General features: G+C 40.3%; 14 protein-coding genes. 8 read left to right on the top strand and 6 right to left on the bottom strand.

The genetic code is table 11. The annotated features are described in order from the left end of the window. Nucleotides 1–398: 398 nt before the first annotated feature. Together C7384_RS07455 and C7384_RS07450 are read left to right on the top strand one after the other, a co-directional pair. Entirely contained in the window at nucleotides 399–1151 is a 753-nt protein-coding gene (locus tag C7384_RS07455; protein WP_089939843.1) for a hypothetical protein, read from the top strand. Further along, nucleotides 1151–1855: a LytR/AlgR family response regulator transcription factor gene (locus tag C7384_RS07450; RefSeq protein WP_089939846.1), complete on the top strand. Its 705-nt coding sequence runs from the start codon at nucleotides 1151–1153 to the stop codon at nucleotides 1853–1855. Before C7384_RS07455 ends, C7384_RS07450 begins: the two co-directional genes overlap by 1 nt. 41 nt (nucleotides 1856–1896) lie before the next feature. Here C7384_RS07450 and gyrA read toward each other — a convergent pair whose 3' ends face one another. From gyrA to dnaA, 6 genes are all read right to left on the bottom strand, one after another. Then, the gene (gene gyrA / locus C7384_RS07445; protein WP_089939850.1) at nucleotides 1897–4446 is read right to left on the bottom strand and encodes a DNA gyrase subunit A; all 2550 of its coding nucleotides are present in this window, start codon (nucleotides 4444–4446) and stop codon (nucleotides 1897–1899) included. Nucleotides 4447–4482: 36 nt separating this feature from the next. Further along, nucleotides 4483–6411 (bottom strand): DNA topoisomerase (ATP-hydrolyzing) subunit B, encoded by a 1929-nt coding sequence (gyrB, locus tag C7384_RS07440; protein ID WP_207771561.1) that lies wholly within the window; start codon nucleotides 6409–6411, stop codon nucleotides 4483–4485. 139 nt (nucleotides 6412–6550) lie between these two features. Continuing rightward, complete coding sequence (recF, locus tag C7384_RS07435) at nucleotides 6551–7687, bottom strand: DNA replication/repair protein RecF (RefSeq protein WP_089939857.1); 1137 nt, start codon at nucleotides 7685–7687, stop codon at nucleotides 6551–6553. Further along, nucleotides 7678–8004, bottom strand: a complete 327-nt coding sequence (gene yaaA, locus C7384_RS07430; protein ID WP_089939860.1) for a S4 domain-containing protein YaaA — start codon at nucleotides 8002–8004, stop codon at nucleotides 7678–7680. The genes recF and yaaA overlap by 10 nt, the downstream gene beginning before the upstream one ends. Nucleotides 8005–8216: 212 nt before the next feature. Next, complete coding sequence (gene dnaN / locus C7384_RS07425; RefSeq protein WP_089939863.1) at nucleotides 8217–9350, bottom strand: DNA polymerase III subunit beta; 1134 nt, start codon at nucleotides 9348–9350, stop codon at nucleotides 8217–8219. 178 nt (nucleotides 9351–9528) lie between these two features. Continuing rightward, complete coding sequence (dnaA, locus tag C7384_RS07420; protein WP_089939868.1) at nucleotides 9529–10899, bottom strand: chromosomal replication initiator protein DnaA; 1371 nt, start codon at nucleotides 10897–10899, stop codon at nucleotides 9529–9531. Between the two features lie 537 nt (nucleotides 10900–11436). Here dnaA and rpmH point away from each other — a divergent pair. The 6 genes from rpmH (at nucleotide 11437) to C7384_RS07395 (ending at nucleotide 15070) form a co-directional block, all read left to right on the top strand. After that, nucleotides 11437–11571, top strand: a complete 135-nt coding sequence (rpmH, locus tag C7384_RS07415) for a 50S ribosomal protein L34 (RefSeq protein ID WP_089939872.1) — start codon at nucleotides 11437–11439, stop codon at nucleotides 11569–11571. 113 nt (nucleotides 11572–11684) lie between these two features. After that, nucleotides 11685–12047 (top strand): ribonuclease P protein component, encoded by a 363-nt coding sequence (gene rnpA / locus C7384_RS07410; RefSeq protein ID WP_089939875.1) that lies wholly within the window; start codon nucleotides 11685–11687, stop codon nucleotides 12045–12047. Continuing rightward, nucleotides 12031–12873, top strand: coding sequence for a YidC/Oxa1 family membrane protein insertase (locus C7384_RS07405; protein ID WP_089939878.1), 843 nt, complete (start codon nucleotides 12031–12033; stop codon nucleotides 12871–12873). The genes rnpA and C7384_RS07405 overlap by 17 nt, the downstream gene beginning before the upstream one ends. 30 nt (nucleotides 12874–12903) lie before the next feature. Beyond that, on the top strand, nucleotides 12904–13827 hold the full coding sequence (locus C7384_RS07400) for a magnesium transporter CorA family protein (protein ID WP_089939880.1): 924 nt from the start codon (nucleotides 12904–12906) through the stop codon (nucleotides 13825–13827). A 132-nt stretch (nucleotides 13828–13959) separates the two neighbouring features. Then, entirely contained in the window at nucleotides 13960–14127 is a 168-nt protein-coding gene (locus C7384_RS08185) for a hypothetical protein (protein ID WP_165806808.1), read from the top strand. Between the two features lie 49 nt (nucleotides 14128–14176). Continuing rightward, nucleotides 14177–15070 (top strand): prolyl oligopeptidase family serine peptidase, encoded by an 894-nt coding sequence (locus C7384_RS07395; protein ID WP_089939883.1) that lies wholly within the window; start codon nucleotides 14177–14179, stop codon nucleotides 15068–15070. Nucleotides 15071–15085: the final 15 nt, after the last annotated feature.

Raw genomic sequence — 15085 nt, 5'->3', positions numbered from 1 at the left:
TACAGATTTGTTTGTTCAAAGTTTTGTTCAGTTTTCAATGTGCTACTGCGTTGCTCCCTTACGAAACAACTTAATTAGTCTATCACGCTGCTTGCTGCTTGTCAACAACAATTTTTTCAAGTCGTCGTTGACAGCTGCTTGACTCGCAACAGAACTTTATTACTATACCAAGTTATTAATGCATCGTCAATACTTTCTTGAAAATTCTCTTTTTTAGAATTTTTATCACAATTTAAAAAAACCGTAAAAACTCTAACGAGTACTATTTAGGCAAGTTTTTGTAGCATTGCAATAATAATTCACATTAAATTCAAACCTTTTTTAGTTATTCCATGTGATAGGATGCACATTTGTTCGTAATATAATTCGTCAGCTTAAATGTTTGGAGAGAAAACTTGATGATTAACCAATTACTAACTGAATTAATTGTAACTCTTGATTCAGACAAACCACCGGCATTCGTACACCTATTATTACTATTACTAGTCATAATACTTATCGGCAGTATTACTTATCGACATTTGCGCAATGAACTTGCTAAAAAAACCAGGGAACTGAATGCCATTCATAACTATATCAATCAATTAGAACCGAATTTAGAACACTATCGTAGTCTCCGACATGACTGTAAAAATATGCTCACCAGTATTGATTTAAGTTTAAGTAAGGATTTGGCCCCTGAGATTCATCGATTATCTGCAAAATTATTAAACAATTTAAAACACAAATATACTATCAAAAATTCCTTAGCCTTACATCAAATTCAGATTCCTGAAATTCGTAGTTTAATTTTGACCAACTGGCATACTGCTTCTAAACAAGGAATCGACTTTGAACTTGGCATTATGACCGATTATTATCCAAGCCACTTTAATCAGGCTAGTGATTTTCATCAAATGTTAAATACCTTAATCAGGCATTGCTTAACTTTGGTGGCTGACCAGCCAGCCCCTAAAGTTGCGATTGGTTTTATGCAGGTTAAAAATCATGAAAAAATTGTCATTACTGTTACTATTGAGCGCAGTCATGATTGTAATAGTAGATTTAACTCATGTATCGACCCATACTTGCGCCAACATCCTGAAGTTACCCTATTAACTGAGCAACGGAGTCCAAAGCTCTTCTATATAATTGAGACTGGGGATCAATAATGAATCATTTTCTATTAGAAGACAATAAAATTCATCAGCGGTTTATTAAAAACCTAGTGCCCAATATTCAGATTTTTAATAAGCCACACGATTTGCTCCAACATGTTCACACTTTAAAAAATAACTCGGCTAATATTTTTATTTTAGATCTTGAACTTGGTGATACTCCAAAAGCTGGTATTTTAACCGCCAATTTTATTCGCCAAGCCGACCCACATGCTCAAATTATTATTTTTACCAGTCATAGTGATCTTACGTCACTTTGTTTTGAATATCATTTAAGCGTTTTAGACTACATTTATAAAGGTGATGCCCAAAATAAAATTCAGCAACGCTTACTTGCTAGTCTGAAAAAAGCGCAAGATAACCTACATCGCTTAATTCAATTCCAAGAAATACCGCTTAAACTACCCAATGGTAGTCGTTTTCATCGAGTAGATTTAAACAATATTCTATTTATTGCCAGTGAAAAAGGGACCCACTATTTGGAAGTTCATGGATTCAAAACTTTAACTAAAATCAGAGCCAATCTAAAAGATATTACTTCAATCCATGACCAACTTATTCAAGTCCACGCTGCTTACTGTATTAATAGTAATCATATTCAAAGCTATAGTGCCAAAAAACATCTGTTAACGTTAAAAAATGGCATTTCCCTACCAGTTTCACGTCCCTTTAATCAGATTGTCCGTCAGTTACTTTAATGATAATAAAAACAGCGTCCCTTTTAGTAGGGACGCTGTTTTTATTCTTTAGTATCTTCTTGAGCACGATCCAGTAATTGTTCTACTTGATCCATAGCTTGATGATTTTGATTAGGTAGATCGGACTGTTGATCCGATTCTTCAGTTTCTTCGGCTATAGCTGGCGCTATTTTGGTCAATGTGGCTACCTTAGAGCCATCTTCCAAACGAATCAAACGTACTCCTTGAGTAGCACGTCCGGTTTCGCTCACCGTATCAACGCCAAATCGAATCATTACCCCCTGATCGGTGGTGACCATGATATCTTCATCCCCATTAACGGGAACCATGGCTGCTAACGGTCCGTTCTTTTCAGTAACAGTGGCCGTTTTAATTCCTTTACCACCACGACCCTTAACTGGGTATTGATTGGCTGGGGTCTGTTTTCCATATCCCTTTTCTGTAATGACTAATACTTTACTATCAGCACTTAGAATACCTGCGCCAATAACAAAGTCGTCTTCACGCAAACGAATACCACGTACGCCAGCGGCTGACCGACCCATAACACGGACTGTGTCTTCAGCAAAGGTAGTTGAATAACCAGTATGCGTTGCAATCAATACGTTTTGCTGCCCATTGGTAATCAACACATTCAATACTTCATCGCCATCTCGAAGAGTCAAAGCTTTTAACCCATTGGTTCTGATATTTTCAAATTCAGAAACAGCGGTGCGCTTCACCACTCCTTGACGGGTAACAAAGAATAATTGATCGGGACTCTGACTCACTTGGCCAGCAACCTTAATGACAGTTTGAATTTTTTCGTCACCTTCAAAATTCAACAGATTAACAACCGGAATTCCCTTAGCCTGACGGCCATATTCAGGTACTTCATAGCCCTTCATCCGATAAACTTTTCCCTTGTTGGTAAAGAAGAATAAGGAATCATGAGTTGAAGTAAAGACCATCTGATCAACAAAGTCTTCATCGTTGACATTCATTCCCTGAACACCACGACCACCCCGGTTTTGCGCCTTAAATTCACTGGCGGCCACGCGCTTAATGTAACCATTACGGGTTAGGGTGATAATCACATCTTCTTGCTCAATTAAATCTTCATCTTCGATGCTGGTTACATCACCAACCTGCAGTTCAGTTCGCCGTTCATCCCCAAAACGATTTTGAATATCCAATAATTCATCATAAATTAAACGATCAATTCGCTCTTCGTGAGCCAAAATATCCTTTAAATCAAGAATCAAAGCGACTAATTTTTGGTATTCATCCTCTAAACGGTCACGTTCCAAACCAGTCAAACGCACTAAACGCATGTCCAAAATGGCTTGGGCTTGTTTATCCGAAAGAGAATACCCATTAATTAAGCGATCTTTGGCTTCATCAGAAGTTTTTGAAGAACGAATGATGTTAATAATGGCATCAATATGATCAAGCGCAATCCGCAATCCTTCTAAGATATGCTCACGAGCTTGGGCTTTATTGAGTTCAAAGACGGTCCGGCGCCGGATAACTTCTCGTTGATGCTCTAAATAAGCCACTAAAATCTGCTTTAAGCTCAATGTTTTTGGTGCACCATGATCGATGGCCAGCATATTGAAACCAAAACTGGTTTGCAACAAAGTCTGCTTATAGAGATTATTTAAAATAACACTGGCCGAAGTATCACGACGGACGTCGATTGAAATCCTTAGACCATCACGGTCAGATTCATCCTGAATGGCAGTAATTCCATCAATTTTTTTATCACGAACTAATTCAGAGATTCGTTCAATCAAACGGGCCTTATTAACTGCGTATGGCAGCTCCGTAACAATAATTTGTTCGCGGCCATTTTTAAGTTGCTCGATATCAACCTTAGCTCGAATCATAATCGTGCCACGACCAGTTTCATAGGCCCGTCGGATACCCGACTTCCCCATAACGATTCCACCAGTTGGAAAATCTGGTCCGGGTAAGGCTTCCATTAAATCAGCAGTGGTGGCATCTGGATTTTGCATCAAAATATGCAAGGCCGAAATAACTTCGCCTAAATTATGGGTCGGAATATTTGTTGTCATTCCCACTGCAATTCCAGTTGCCCCGTTGACCAATAAGTTAGGTATTCGAGCTGGCAATACCTTGGGCTCACGTTCCTCACCATCATAGTTGGGTACAAAGTCCACGGTATCTTTGTTTAAGTCTCGCACCATTTCCATGGCAACCTTACTTAAACGAGCCTCGGTATAACGCATTGCTGCGGCACCATCACCATCGACAGAACCAAAGTTTCCATGACCATCCACTAACATATAGCGATATGAAAAGGGTTGAGCCATACGAACCATCGATTCATAAATGGCTGAATCACCGTGTGGATGATACTTTCCCATAACATCCCCGACAATACGGGCTGATTTTTTATGAGGCTTATCAGGGGTATTTCCCTGCTCAATCATTGAGTATAAAATCCGTCGATGAACTGGTTTTAACCCATCACGGACATCCGGCAAAGCCCGGGCCACGATTACTGACATGGCGTAGGACAAGAAGGATGTCTTCATTTGTTCTGACAAATGGATATCCCGAATTCGACTGTCGTGTTCTTCTGTCATAGTCTCCTACTCTCCGTAAACTCCACTTACTCAGCTTTAAACATCTAAATCTTCAACAAAGACGGCATTATCTTCGATAAACTGTCGCCGCGGAGGCACATCGCCACCCATTAGCATGTCAATCACGCCATCAGCTTCTTGAGCATCGGCGGGATCAACTCGTAGTAATCGTCGATTCGCTGGATCCATGGTTGTATCGGCTAGCTGATCATAATCCATTTCACCCAGTCCCTTATATCGCTGAACTTTAGGTTTAACGTTGGAGGGGAGTTGCGCGAGATAATCTTCTAATTCTTCATCTGAGTCTAAATAAGTCATCGGCTTATTATTCCCCAAAGCCACGCCATACAAAGGTGGCTGGGCAATGTAAATATAACCAGCATCAACTAAGGGGCGCATGTAGCGATAAAACAATGTCAGCAACAGGGTGCGGATATGCGCGCCATCGACATCGGCATCCGTCATGATGATGACTTTGTGGTAATTGGCCTTATTGACATCAAAGTCCTTACCAAAACCACTCCCCATTGCTGTAAAGAGAGAGCGTATTTCCTCATTGGCCAAGACCCGGTCTAATGACGCCTTACCAACGTTTAGAATTTTACCTCGGATTGGTAAAATTGCCTGGGTCAAACGATTACGACCCTGTTTAGCAGAACCACCCGCTGAATCACCCTCGACGATAAACAGCTCTGAAATAGCTGGGTCTTTGGAAGTGTTATCGGCCAGCTTACCCGGTAAATTACCAATTTCTAGGCCGGATTGCTTGCGGGTCATTTCCCGGGCGCGTTTAGCTGATAAACGCGCTTTTTGAGCCAAGATGCCCTTTTCCACGATTTGCTTAGCAACCGCAGGATTTTCTAGCATAAAACGACTAAAGGTCTCTGAGAACATCCGATCAGTGGCCTGCCGAGCATCTGAATTTCCCAACTTCGTCTTGGTTTGTCCTTCAAATTGTGGGTCGGGATGTTTAATTGAAACAATCGCCGTCATCCCCTCACGGACATCTTCTCCGGTTAATCCTTCGGCTCCCTCACGTAGTTGACCATTTTTACGAGCATAATCATTGATGACTCGGGTTAAGGCTGTTTTAAAACCAGTCTCGTGGGTTCCACCTTCGTAAGTATTGATGTTATTGGTGAAAGTTCGCAGATTTTCTTGAATATCCGTCGTATATTGAAGGGCAACTTCAACCACGATGCCCTTTTCTTCCCCTTCCACATAAACTGGTTCTGGGAAAAGGGCTTCTTTTTCACGGTTAAGGTAACTAACATATTCCTGAATACCACCTTCAAAATGGAAACTTTCAGTCACCGGTTGATCTGGTCGTTGATCAGTAATTGAAATACGCAGTCCCTTATTCAAGAAGGCTAATTCACGCACTCGGGTTAATAGGGTCTTAAAATTGAAGACTGTTGTTTCCTGAAAAATGTCAGGATCGGGCTGGAAATGGACAATCGTTCCCCGCTCGATTGGCGCTTTTTCATTTAAAAGCTGCATGGGCGTGTGCACCCGGCCCGTGTGAAAGTCCATAAAGTAAACTTTATTATCACGAACAACTCGTACATCTAACTTAGTGGACAGAGCATTAACAACTGAGGCTCCGACCCCGTGCAAACCACCGGAAACCTTATAACCACCACCGCCAAACTTTCCACCAGCATGCAAAATAGTAAAGACAGTTTCTAGAGCGGGCTTACCCGTTTTAGCTTGAATGTCAACTGGTATTCCTCGTCCATCATCACTGACTGTAATGGAATTATCTTTTTCAATGGTTACAGCGATATGGCTGGCAAAACCAGCTAAGGCTTCATCAATTCCATTATCGACAATTTCCCAGACCAAGTGGTGCAATCCTTGACTCGTGGTTGTACCAATATACATCCCCGGTCGTTTACGAACTGCTTCTAATCCCTCTAACACCTGAATTTGATCGGCATTATAGGCACTGGCCTCTTCGTCCATATGTCCAGCCTCTTGAATGATTGCATCATCTGTAATCAAATCATCAAGGGGTTCTTGTTGTGAATCTTGATTGTCTACCATATTTTTCCTCTTACACAATATATGTATCTTAATTCAACTAACGCGATTGGTCGGTCAATTAATGCAATTGACCACTTTCTTTGACCTGAACTTGACCTGCTTTAATCTCAAAAACTTTGGGCTGGTCAATTAGCTGACGGGTAATCTCACTTAAGCTCGGTGTGGTGATAAAGGTTTGCACTTTGTTCTGAATAGCCATTAATAAGTGGGTTTGCCGGCTAGCATCTAACTCGCTTAACACATCATCTAGTAACAAAACTGGATATTCGCCCGTTTCTGATTGCATTAAGTCAATTTCGGCTAATTTCAAGGCTAAGGCGGCTGTGCGCTGCTGTCCTTGCGAGCCATACAAAGAAACATCGTTTTGATTAATTAAAATCTTAAAATCATCACGATGAGGGCCTACTAAAGTAGTACCCTGTATAACTTCTCGCTTAGCCTGACGCTGCAAGGCTTGGGTAAAACTAGCTTCGATGACAGCAACGTCTTCAATTGCTTTTTCCAAGGGAACATTGCTTTGGTAAACCAAGGATAACTGTTCACTTTGGTTGGAAATTTCTGCATGAATCGGATGGGCTACTTCTCCCAGTTTTTGAATAAAGTGCTGTCTAGCACGGATAACCTGAGTGCCAAATTGAATCAATTGTTCGGTTAAAACGTCTAAAAAAACCATATCATTACTTTTTTTAGCTTGTAATTGCTTCAAGTAGGCATTCCGTTCTTTTAGCACCTTGCGATACTGGCTAATTTGAGACAAATAGCTAATATTCATCTGCCCAAATTCCATATCAATGAAACGACGACGGACACTCGGCGCCCCTTTAACAAGCTCTAAGTCTTCGGGAGCAAACAAAATGACGTTTAACTGACCGATATAGCTTGACAAACGGCTTTGATCTAAGTGATTAACACGGGCTTGCTTACCTTTACGACTAAACTGTAAAGAAATCGGCGTAGTCCCTAATCGATTTTGCACTCGACCACTAATCTTGGCCTTGGACTGGCCCCACTCAATCAAATCCTGGTCATTATTACTACGATGTGACCGGGCCAAGGCTAATACATAGATACTTTCCAGTAGATTGGTTTTTCCCTGGGCATTTTGACCCAAAAAAATATTGACACCGGATTGAAAATCCAATTTCACCTGATCATAGTTACGAAAGTGACTTAATTGTAATTCCTTTAGCTCCACGAAGCCGGCCCTTTGGGTTGCTTATTGTTGCGGCTTGATGGCTGGTACTTTCGCAAAATTGCTTGCTGTTCAGCCTTTTCTTGCAGCTGCTCTTTTGAAAAGTGCCCTGCTTCTATTTGATAAACGTCCGCACCAATCGTTACCTGATCACCTGGATATAATTTTTTTCCGCGTCGTTGTTCGCTAACGCCGTTCAACTCAACGGCATGATCGGCCAAATAGTACTTGGCCTGTCCACCGGACTCGATAATATTTTCTGATTTTAGCAATTGAGCTAATGTTATGTACTCACCTGTAATAGGAATCGTAATTGCCATGAAGTTACTCCTCCAAAGATTAATCAGTTACGTTTACATTATAACATTCTTTTGAAAATAAAGCCCTGAAGGTGCCTAAAATGGTTTTCTGATCTAGCTAAGGGTTTTTTATTAATTTTAGTTAAAATTCAAAGAAAGCAAATTAGAGTCCTTTGCCCCCTAGTTCAAGTTATTGAAATGAAAAAACCTACTCAATGAGCAGGTTTTATTTTTTAAAAAGTCCGAACCGGTGTAATTAGCTGTAATTGCTTATTGTCAGTTTCCCCTTCTGGAATGATAATAAACGGCCGTAAATTAGTTGTGAATTTTAATTCAACGGTTTTACCATTTAGAACTCTTAAAGCATCCCGGACATAATCGGGATTAAAGGAAATATCCAAATCCTCACCGACAACACTTTTAACCGGCAAAGTCTCTTTCACTTGGCCAATCTCTTGTGAGTTACCGCTTAATTCAGCTTTACCTTGACTCAAAAGTAGTTGTACCACGTTGTTTCGACTTTCATGGCTCAATAGGCTAGCACGATCAATGGCTCCTAACAAATGGGCTGCATCAATTTTCATCTCTGTGGCGCTTTCGCTAGGAATTAAACGATCAGTTTCTGGATAATTTCCTTCTAATAGACGGGAATAAAAACTTGTATGGTCTAAATCAAAGACAGCTTGGTTAGCAGCTAACTTAATGTCAACTCGATCTTGACCCTCTAATAAGGGTTGTAATTCATTGAAGGATTTAGCAGGAATGATAACATCGGCGTTCACCGTTGTTTCGGTACCAGTTAAGGTCACGATTCGTTGGGATAAACGGTGGGAATCAGTCGCAACCGCTTTCACACTATTACCAGCTAATTCTAAGTGCATTCCGGTTAAAATTGGTCGACTTTCTTGAGTTGAGGCTGAAATTTTAGTTTGACTAATTAATTCATTTAGCTGCGCAGCTGACACTTTAAGACTTTGGATATCTTCCATTTCTGGCAAATGAGGATAGTTTTGGACGTCTTGTCCATTGATATTAAAGGATGCTGAACCAGAAGTAATTAAAGCTCGTAATCCTTCCGTTGATAAGGTTAGGTTTTCATCAGGTAAGTGCTTAATGATATTGGTAAAAAATGCGGCTGGTAGTGTAATGCCCCCGGTTGTCTGAATATCTAATTGAGCACTGGTATCTGATTGGAGAATACGAGTTTCAATAGAAATGTCGACATTAGACCCAGTCAAAATTAATTCATCTTGGTTTAGGGTAATTTTAACGTTGGTTAAAATTGGAATAGTAGTTCGCGATGAAATGGCTCGCATAACAATATTTAGGGCTTTGATGAATGTGGGACGATGGATTGAAAAATGCATGAGAAGCCTCCATTTATTTGGGATTAGGTATTAATTTAAGTAAAGAATAAAAATAGTAATAATAATAAGGGGTGTGGAACCTGTGGAAAAGCAGGGTGGCTTGTTAAGATTAAGAAATGTAGGCGTTGATAAGTTTGGGGATAAATTAGCTAGTTATTATAGGTTATCCTCAAGGGCTTTATTTACCATTTTTAATCTCATTGGCCAAGTCTAATAGTAACTCTTTAGTGCGCGGATCGATTTCAGCTTTTTCAGTAATTTTATTAGTAGCATGCAAAACCGAAGAATGATCTCGGCCACCAAAGGCCCGTCCAATATCAGGAAGACTTTCATCGGTCATTGTCCGTGTCAAATACATGGCTACGTGACGGGCATTAACCAGGTCTTTTTTACGGCTAGAACTCTTTAAATCGGCAACTGTTTGCATAAAGTAGGTTGCCACGGTCTCTTGAATGCGGTCAACAGTAACTTTTTGGCCGCGATCAATATTCAAATCGTCTAGAATTTGCTGAGCCGTTTCTTTGGTTGCCGGCTTGTTCATGTAGCGAATTTTGGCTTCAAATTTATGGAAAGCCCCTTCTAGACTACGGACATTGGAATCGATATTTTCAGCAATTAATTCCAAAACCTCATTTGGAATTTCTAGGTTATCGGCTGAACTAAGATTTTTTAAGATAGCCACCCGGGTTGGTAAGTCGGGCTTTTGAATATCCATTAAAATACCGGCTTCAAACCGTGATGTTAACCGAGTTTGTAAATCAGGAATGTCGGTTGGAATCCGATCTGAAGTCATAACGATTTGCTTACCATTTTTAGTGAGGGCATTAAAAGTGTTAAAGAACTCTTCTTGAACCTTTTCTTTCCCCGACCAGAATTGAATATCATCAATTAGTAAGATATCTACCGACCGGTAGGTTTTTTTAAATGCGGCGGTAGCCCCATCTACACTAGCTCGTAAAGAATCGGTAAAGTCATTTAAAAAGTCTTCAGCAGTGGCGTATTTAATTCGGGCTTGGGGGTTGGTTTTAGCATAGGAATTCCCAATTGATTGCATTAAGTGGGTCTTCCCTAATCCGACGCCCCCATATATTAAGTAGGGATTGTAAACTTTCCCGGGTTGTTCGGCCACCGCCCGGGCTACAGCATAGGCGTTTTCGTTTCCTGAACCGGTCACGAATTTTTCAAAGGTAAAATCGGGATCAAGATCCGATTCACGTGAAAATGGCACACTTTGCTCAGTGGTAATTGTCGGGGATGGTGCTACAACGGATTCAGTTAAGGTAGTGGATATTTGCAGATCCGGTTTAATGAAGGTACCGCCGGTAATTTCTAGAGCAAACTGAACAAAATCCATCGAATAGGCACTATTCCAGCGATTGATAATTTCAGAGGCTTCATCGACTGGCACTGATAGCCGTAAACTAGCAGCGGTTAATTCAATTGGGGTTAATGGTTCTATATAAGCAGAAAAAGAGACGGTTCCAAGTTTTTGAAAAAAACGAGCTTGGATTTGGTTCCAAAGTTCTTCCTTAGTGATTGATGCGGTCACGAGCTTCTCCCATTGATAAGTAAGTTAAATAAAATTGTATGTAGGTGACACAAAAAATTCCCAAAAAAGAGGGCACTGCAAATATTATAGCAAAAAGAGGTCCTAACAAACTAGTTTTCCACAGATAGAATTTTAGGGAGATTTTATCCCCAGTTGTTAAAAAAGAAAAGAACAGGACGTGTATAATTAGGGGAACAAATGTGTGGGTTATCCACATAGACACATAGTTATCCACTTTTTAAGACCACTTGTTACCGGTTATCTTAAATTTATACACATTATCCACAGATTAGCTTTCCATACTTGTGGATATGTGGATAACTTTTGAATAAGGATGTTAAAAATAATTATTATTTCTTTTTTATTCACATCCCTGTTTGTAGTTTTTGATAAAGCTGTTTATAACTTTTCTTCTTATTACTGACAATATCCCCTTCTTTCTGATTTAGATGGTTGTCACATTGGTTATTTCATGATAGAATTAACTTCGAATTGCAAGATTTTGCAGCTAAAAATCTGAATGGAGGTGAATGACACATGAAGCGTACATACCAACCTAAAAAACGTCATCGTGCACGTGTACACGGATTCCGTAAGCGTATGAGCACGAGCAACGGTCGTAAAGTATTGGCTCGCCGTCGTGCAAAGGGCCGTAAGGTGCTATCTGCCTAATGAGGTCGCTGCAACGCAGTGGCCTTTTTTATTTCTTATTTTAATGAAAATAGGAAGATGAGTCGGTTTAAACAGCCAACATATATTGCACACGCAGATAGGAGCAGGTCTAGATGCGAAAAACTTTTCGAATTAAAAAGCCGGAAGAATTTCAGGCCGTTTTTGGGCAGCATCGTTCGGTAGCCAATAAGTACTTTGTGGTTTATCAGGCGGCCAAACCTACTCAAAAACATTTTCGCTTAGGCTTATCGGTTGGGAAAAAAATAGGAAAAGCTCACGATCGTGTCTGGGTAAAACGACGAATTCGACAGACTTTGTTGGAACTCAAGCCTGAATTACCAGCTGAGCTAGATATTTTAGTAATTGCCCGTCCGGCTGTGGCTGGAAAGTCGCAACAATTTATTAAAAAACAACTGATCCATGCCTTTCGATTGGCTAGGATAGTAAAGGATGAAGAGCATGCAAAAAGTAAATAAGTGGCTTAAGATTATCGGTCCGCTACCAGTTGGCATGGCAATTTTAGCCCTAGTCGGCATTGTTGTTGCCGGTTTTTCCTATTCAGGTAGTGTTGCGGGGACTGGTTTATGGGGCAGCATTGTTGCTGTATTTACCCGTTCGATTTTAGGTGCTTCCAATTGGTTTGGCAGTAGCTATGGTCTGGGAATTATTATCTTTACGATATTGATTCGTTTTCTAATTTTGCCTCTGATGGTCTATCAAGTGGATAGCATGACTAAAATGCAAGCCTTACAAGGTGAGATTAAAGTTATCCAGGCCAAATACCCCGGTAAGGATGCTGAAAGTCGTCAACTTTTGATGAACGAACAGCAGGCTTTATATAAGGAACATAACGTCCGGCCCTTTGCTTCAATGTTACCTTTGTTGGTGCAAATGCCAATTTTGATTGCCTTATATCAGGGAATTTTGAACTCACCGGTGCTGCGTTCTGGTCATTTCTTATGGTTGGAATTAGGACAAAGTGATCCCTACTTTATTTTGCCGATTTTAGCAGCCCTCTTCACCTTTGCTTCGTCATGGCTATCAACGCAGGCTAATCCAGAACAAACGACGATTACCAAGTTAATGCCTTACATTTTTCCAGTCGTAATCTTCTTTACTGCTTTAAGTGTGCCCAGTGCCCTTTCGTTATACTGGGTAGTTGGTAATATTTTTCAAACCATCCAAACTTTTTATCTACAAAATCCTTTTAAATTACGTCAAGAACGTGACGCAGCCCGTAAATTGGAACGCGACATTCAGCGTAAGATGCACAAGGCCCGTCGCGGACGCAAGCGTCGGTAATTATAGCTTGTATGTTAGGAGGGGGTTATCATGATTGAAATGTTAAAAGAGACACCCCGTTTCAAGTGGTATCATGTGACGAATATGACTTCTGAAGATGAGTATCAGTTGATTCATGAAAATCATTTAACGGATCAAATTCTTGGGTATGCCGTTGATAAAAACGAAAGTGTTCGCATGGAGTTTGACTCAGATGCTGATGAGACTTTGGTCATTATGGATGTTATTTCAGCGCAACCAGAGCCGGTCTTAACCCGTCCGGTCGGTTTTGTCATTGTTAAGGGTGACTTGTATACTTTCGCCAATCGCGCGACTGATTATATTAAAAAGAGCATCCTTGATCCCGATAAAGACATGGAGCGTAATTCTGAGGATGAAATGACGGTGTTTGAGTTTATGATTACCGGTATTTATCCATTAATGACCCAGTATGCGGATCAGATTACCGAAATTAATCGTCAACGGCGAGCTATTCAAGCCCAGTTTGGTAATCGGAAACATTTAACTAAGCAAACCAACGATTTGCTACATCTTCAAATTCAGATGATTTATTTACAAAATTCGTTGGCTAACAATTTAATCATGTTTGATCAATTGCGTCGTGGCTATCAAAATAAGATTTCTGAACAAGATTTGGATTATTTAGATGCTGTCCGGGTCGAAGTTGATCAGGCCAAAGACATGGCTGGCCTAGCAATGGAAGTGATTAATGCGGTTAGTGATGCGATTGGGAATTTAGGCAGTCGCGATTTGAACTGGACGATGAAAGTTTTGACAGTTTACTCGATTGTTCTAACTATTCCAACGATGGTGTCTGGTTTTTATGGTGAAAACGTTAAGTACCTCCCCTTCGCTGAAGGTGAAAGTGGTTGGTTGATTACGATTTTTATTACGCTACTTTTAATGGGTGGCGCCACTTATATTTTTTATCGATATGGTTTTTTACGAAAGTAAAGCGCAACAGTGGTTGGGCTTTTTTTTGTTGCCCTGGATGGGTAAAACTGGAGGTATTATAATCGACTGGTTTTTGCTATTATTAGGGATGTTAACTACCATCATGTATGTGATTATCACAGGGAGAATAAAATGAAACAAACTACTGTTATTACGATTATCATCTCTTTGCTACTTATGTTCCTTTCATTAGTGAGTTGGATCTTAAAATCAACTGATTTATCATTAATTGCGGCTAATTTGGCAACGGTTGTACTATTAATTGCCTTTATTTGGGATAACCGCAATAATTCTAACTAAGCAAATAAAGATAAACTGTTTCACGTGAAACAGTCGAGTGGTAAGGATGATGTTATTCAAAGATCACACATATCAATTTGAGCCAGTAATCCTTGATGTAAAGGCGCGACAAATCATAAAAAAATTACCCTATGGTCAGGGAGTGCGTCACCAGTTGGATCTGTATTTACCCGTAGGATCAGGTCCCTTTCCGCTTATTATTGACCTGTATGGGGGTGGCCTATTACGGGGCGAAAAATCATCTTATAAACTGCATCCGAGTCTGCAATTTGTTAACGATGGTTATGCCGTGGCTAGTCCTAATTACAGTCTTAATTCGGTAAATTCAATTAATTTTCCTAATCAAATTGCCGAAATTCGCGCTGTGATTGAATATTGCCAAATCCACGCCAAACAATATGACTTGGATAGCAACCGCTTCTTTTTAATTGGCGAGTCTAGTGGTGCTCAATTAGCCTTATTGGCTGGCGCTAGCTTTTCAGCTGAAGCTAATCTGGGGCATATGTCTGGTAAGGATTTTTTGACTCCTTTTCCAAAAATTAGTGGAATAATTGGCTTATATGGTCCTTATGAATTGGATCAATTTCAACAGCAGTTTCAGCAGTTAGCAATCAAACCTAAATTTCCGGAATGTGGTTCACCACTCTCGTTTGAAGGGATAGCCCTTGGGAAAAGTGCGCCTAATAAAGTCCCCGAACAGGTAGCTCAAGCTAATCCAGCCAACTATTTCACTACTAAAATGCCACCAATTATGCTTTTGGCTGGTACAGCTGACCAAGTGGTTCCCTATCTACAAAGTGTTAACTTGGTCCAAAAATATTTGGAATTGGTTGGCCGTTTGGCCCAGACCTTATGGTTAGCTGATGCTGACCATGGGATTGCTGATTTTGATAATCCGACGATTCATCGGGCTAAGTTAGATTTTTTGAATAAGATTTGCTGAAAATGCATACAATAA

The organism is Convivina intestini (assembly GCF_003096575.1).
In the GTDB taxonomy this organism is placed as follows: Bacteria; Bacillota; Bacilli; order Lactobacillales; family Lactobacillaceae; genus Convivina; species Convivina intestini.
The sequence above is the reverse complement of the archived record's forward strand: the minus strand, read 5'-3'. Positions and strand labels throughout refer to the sequence as shown.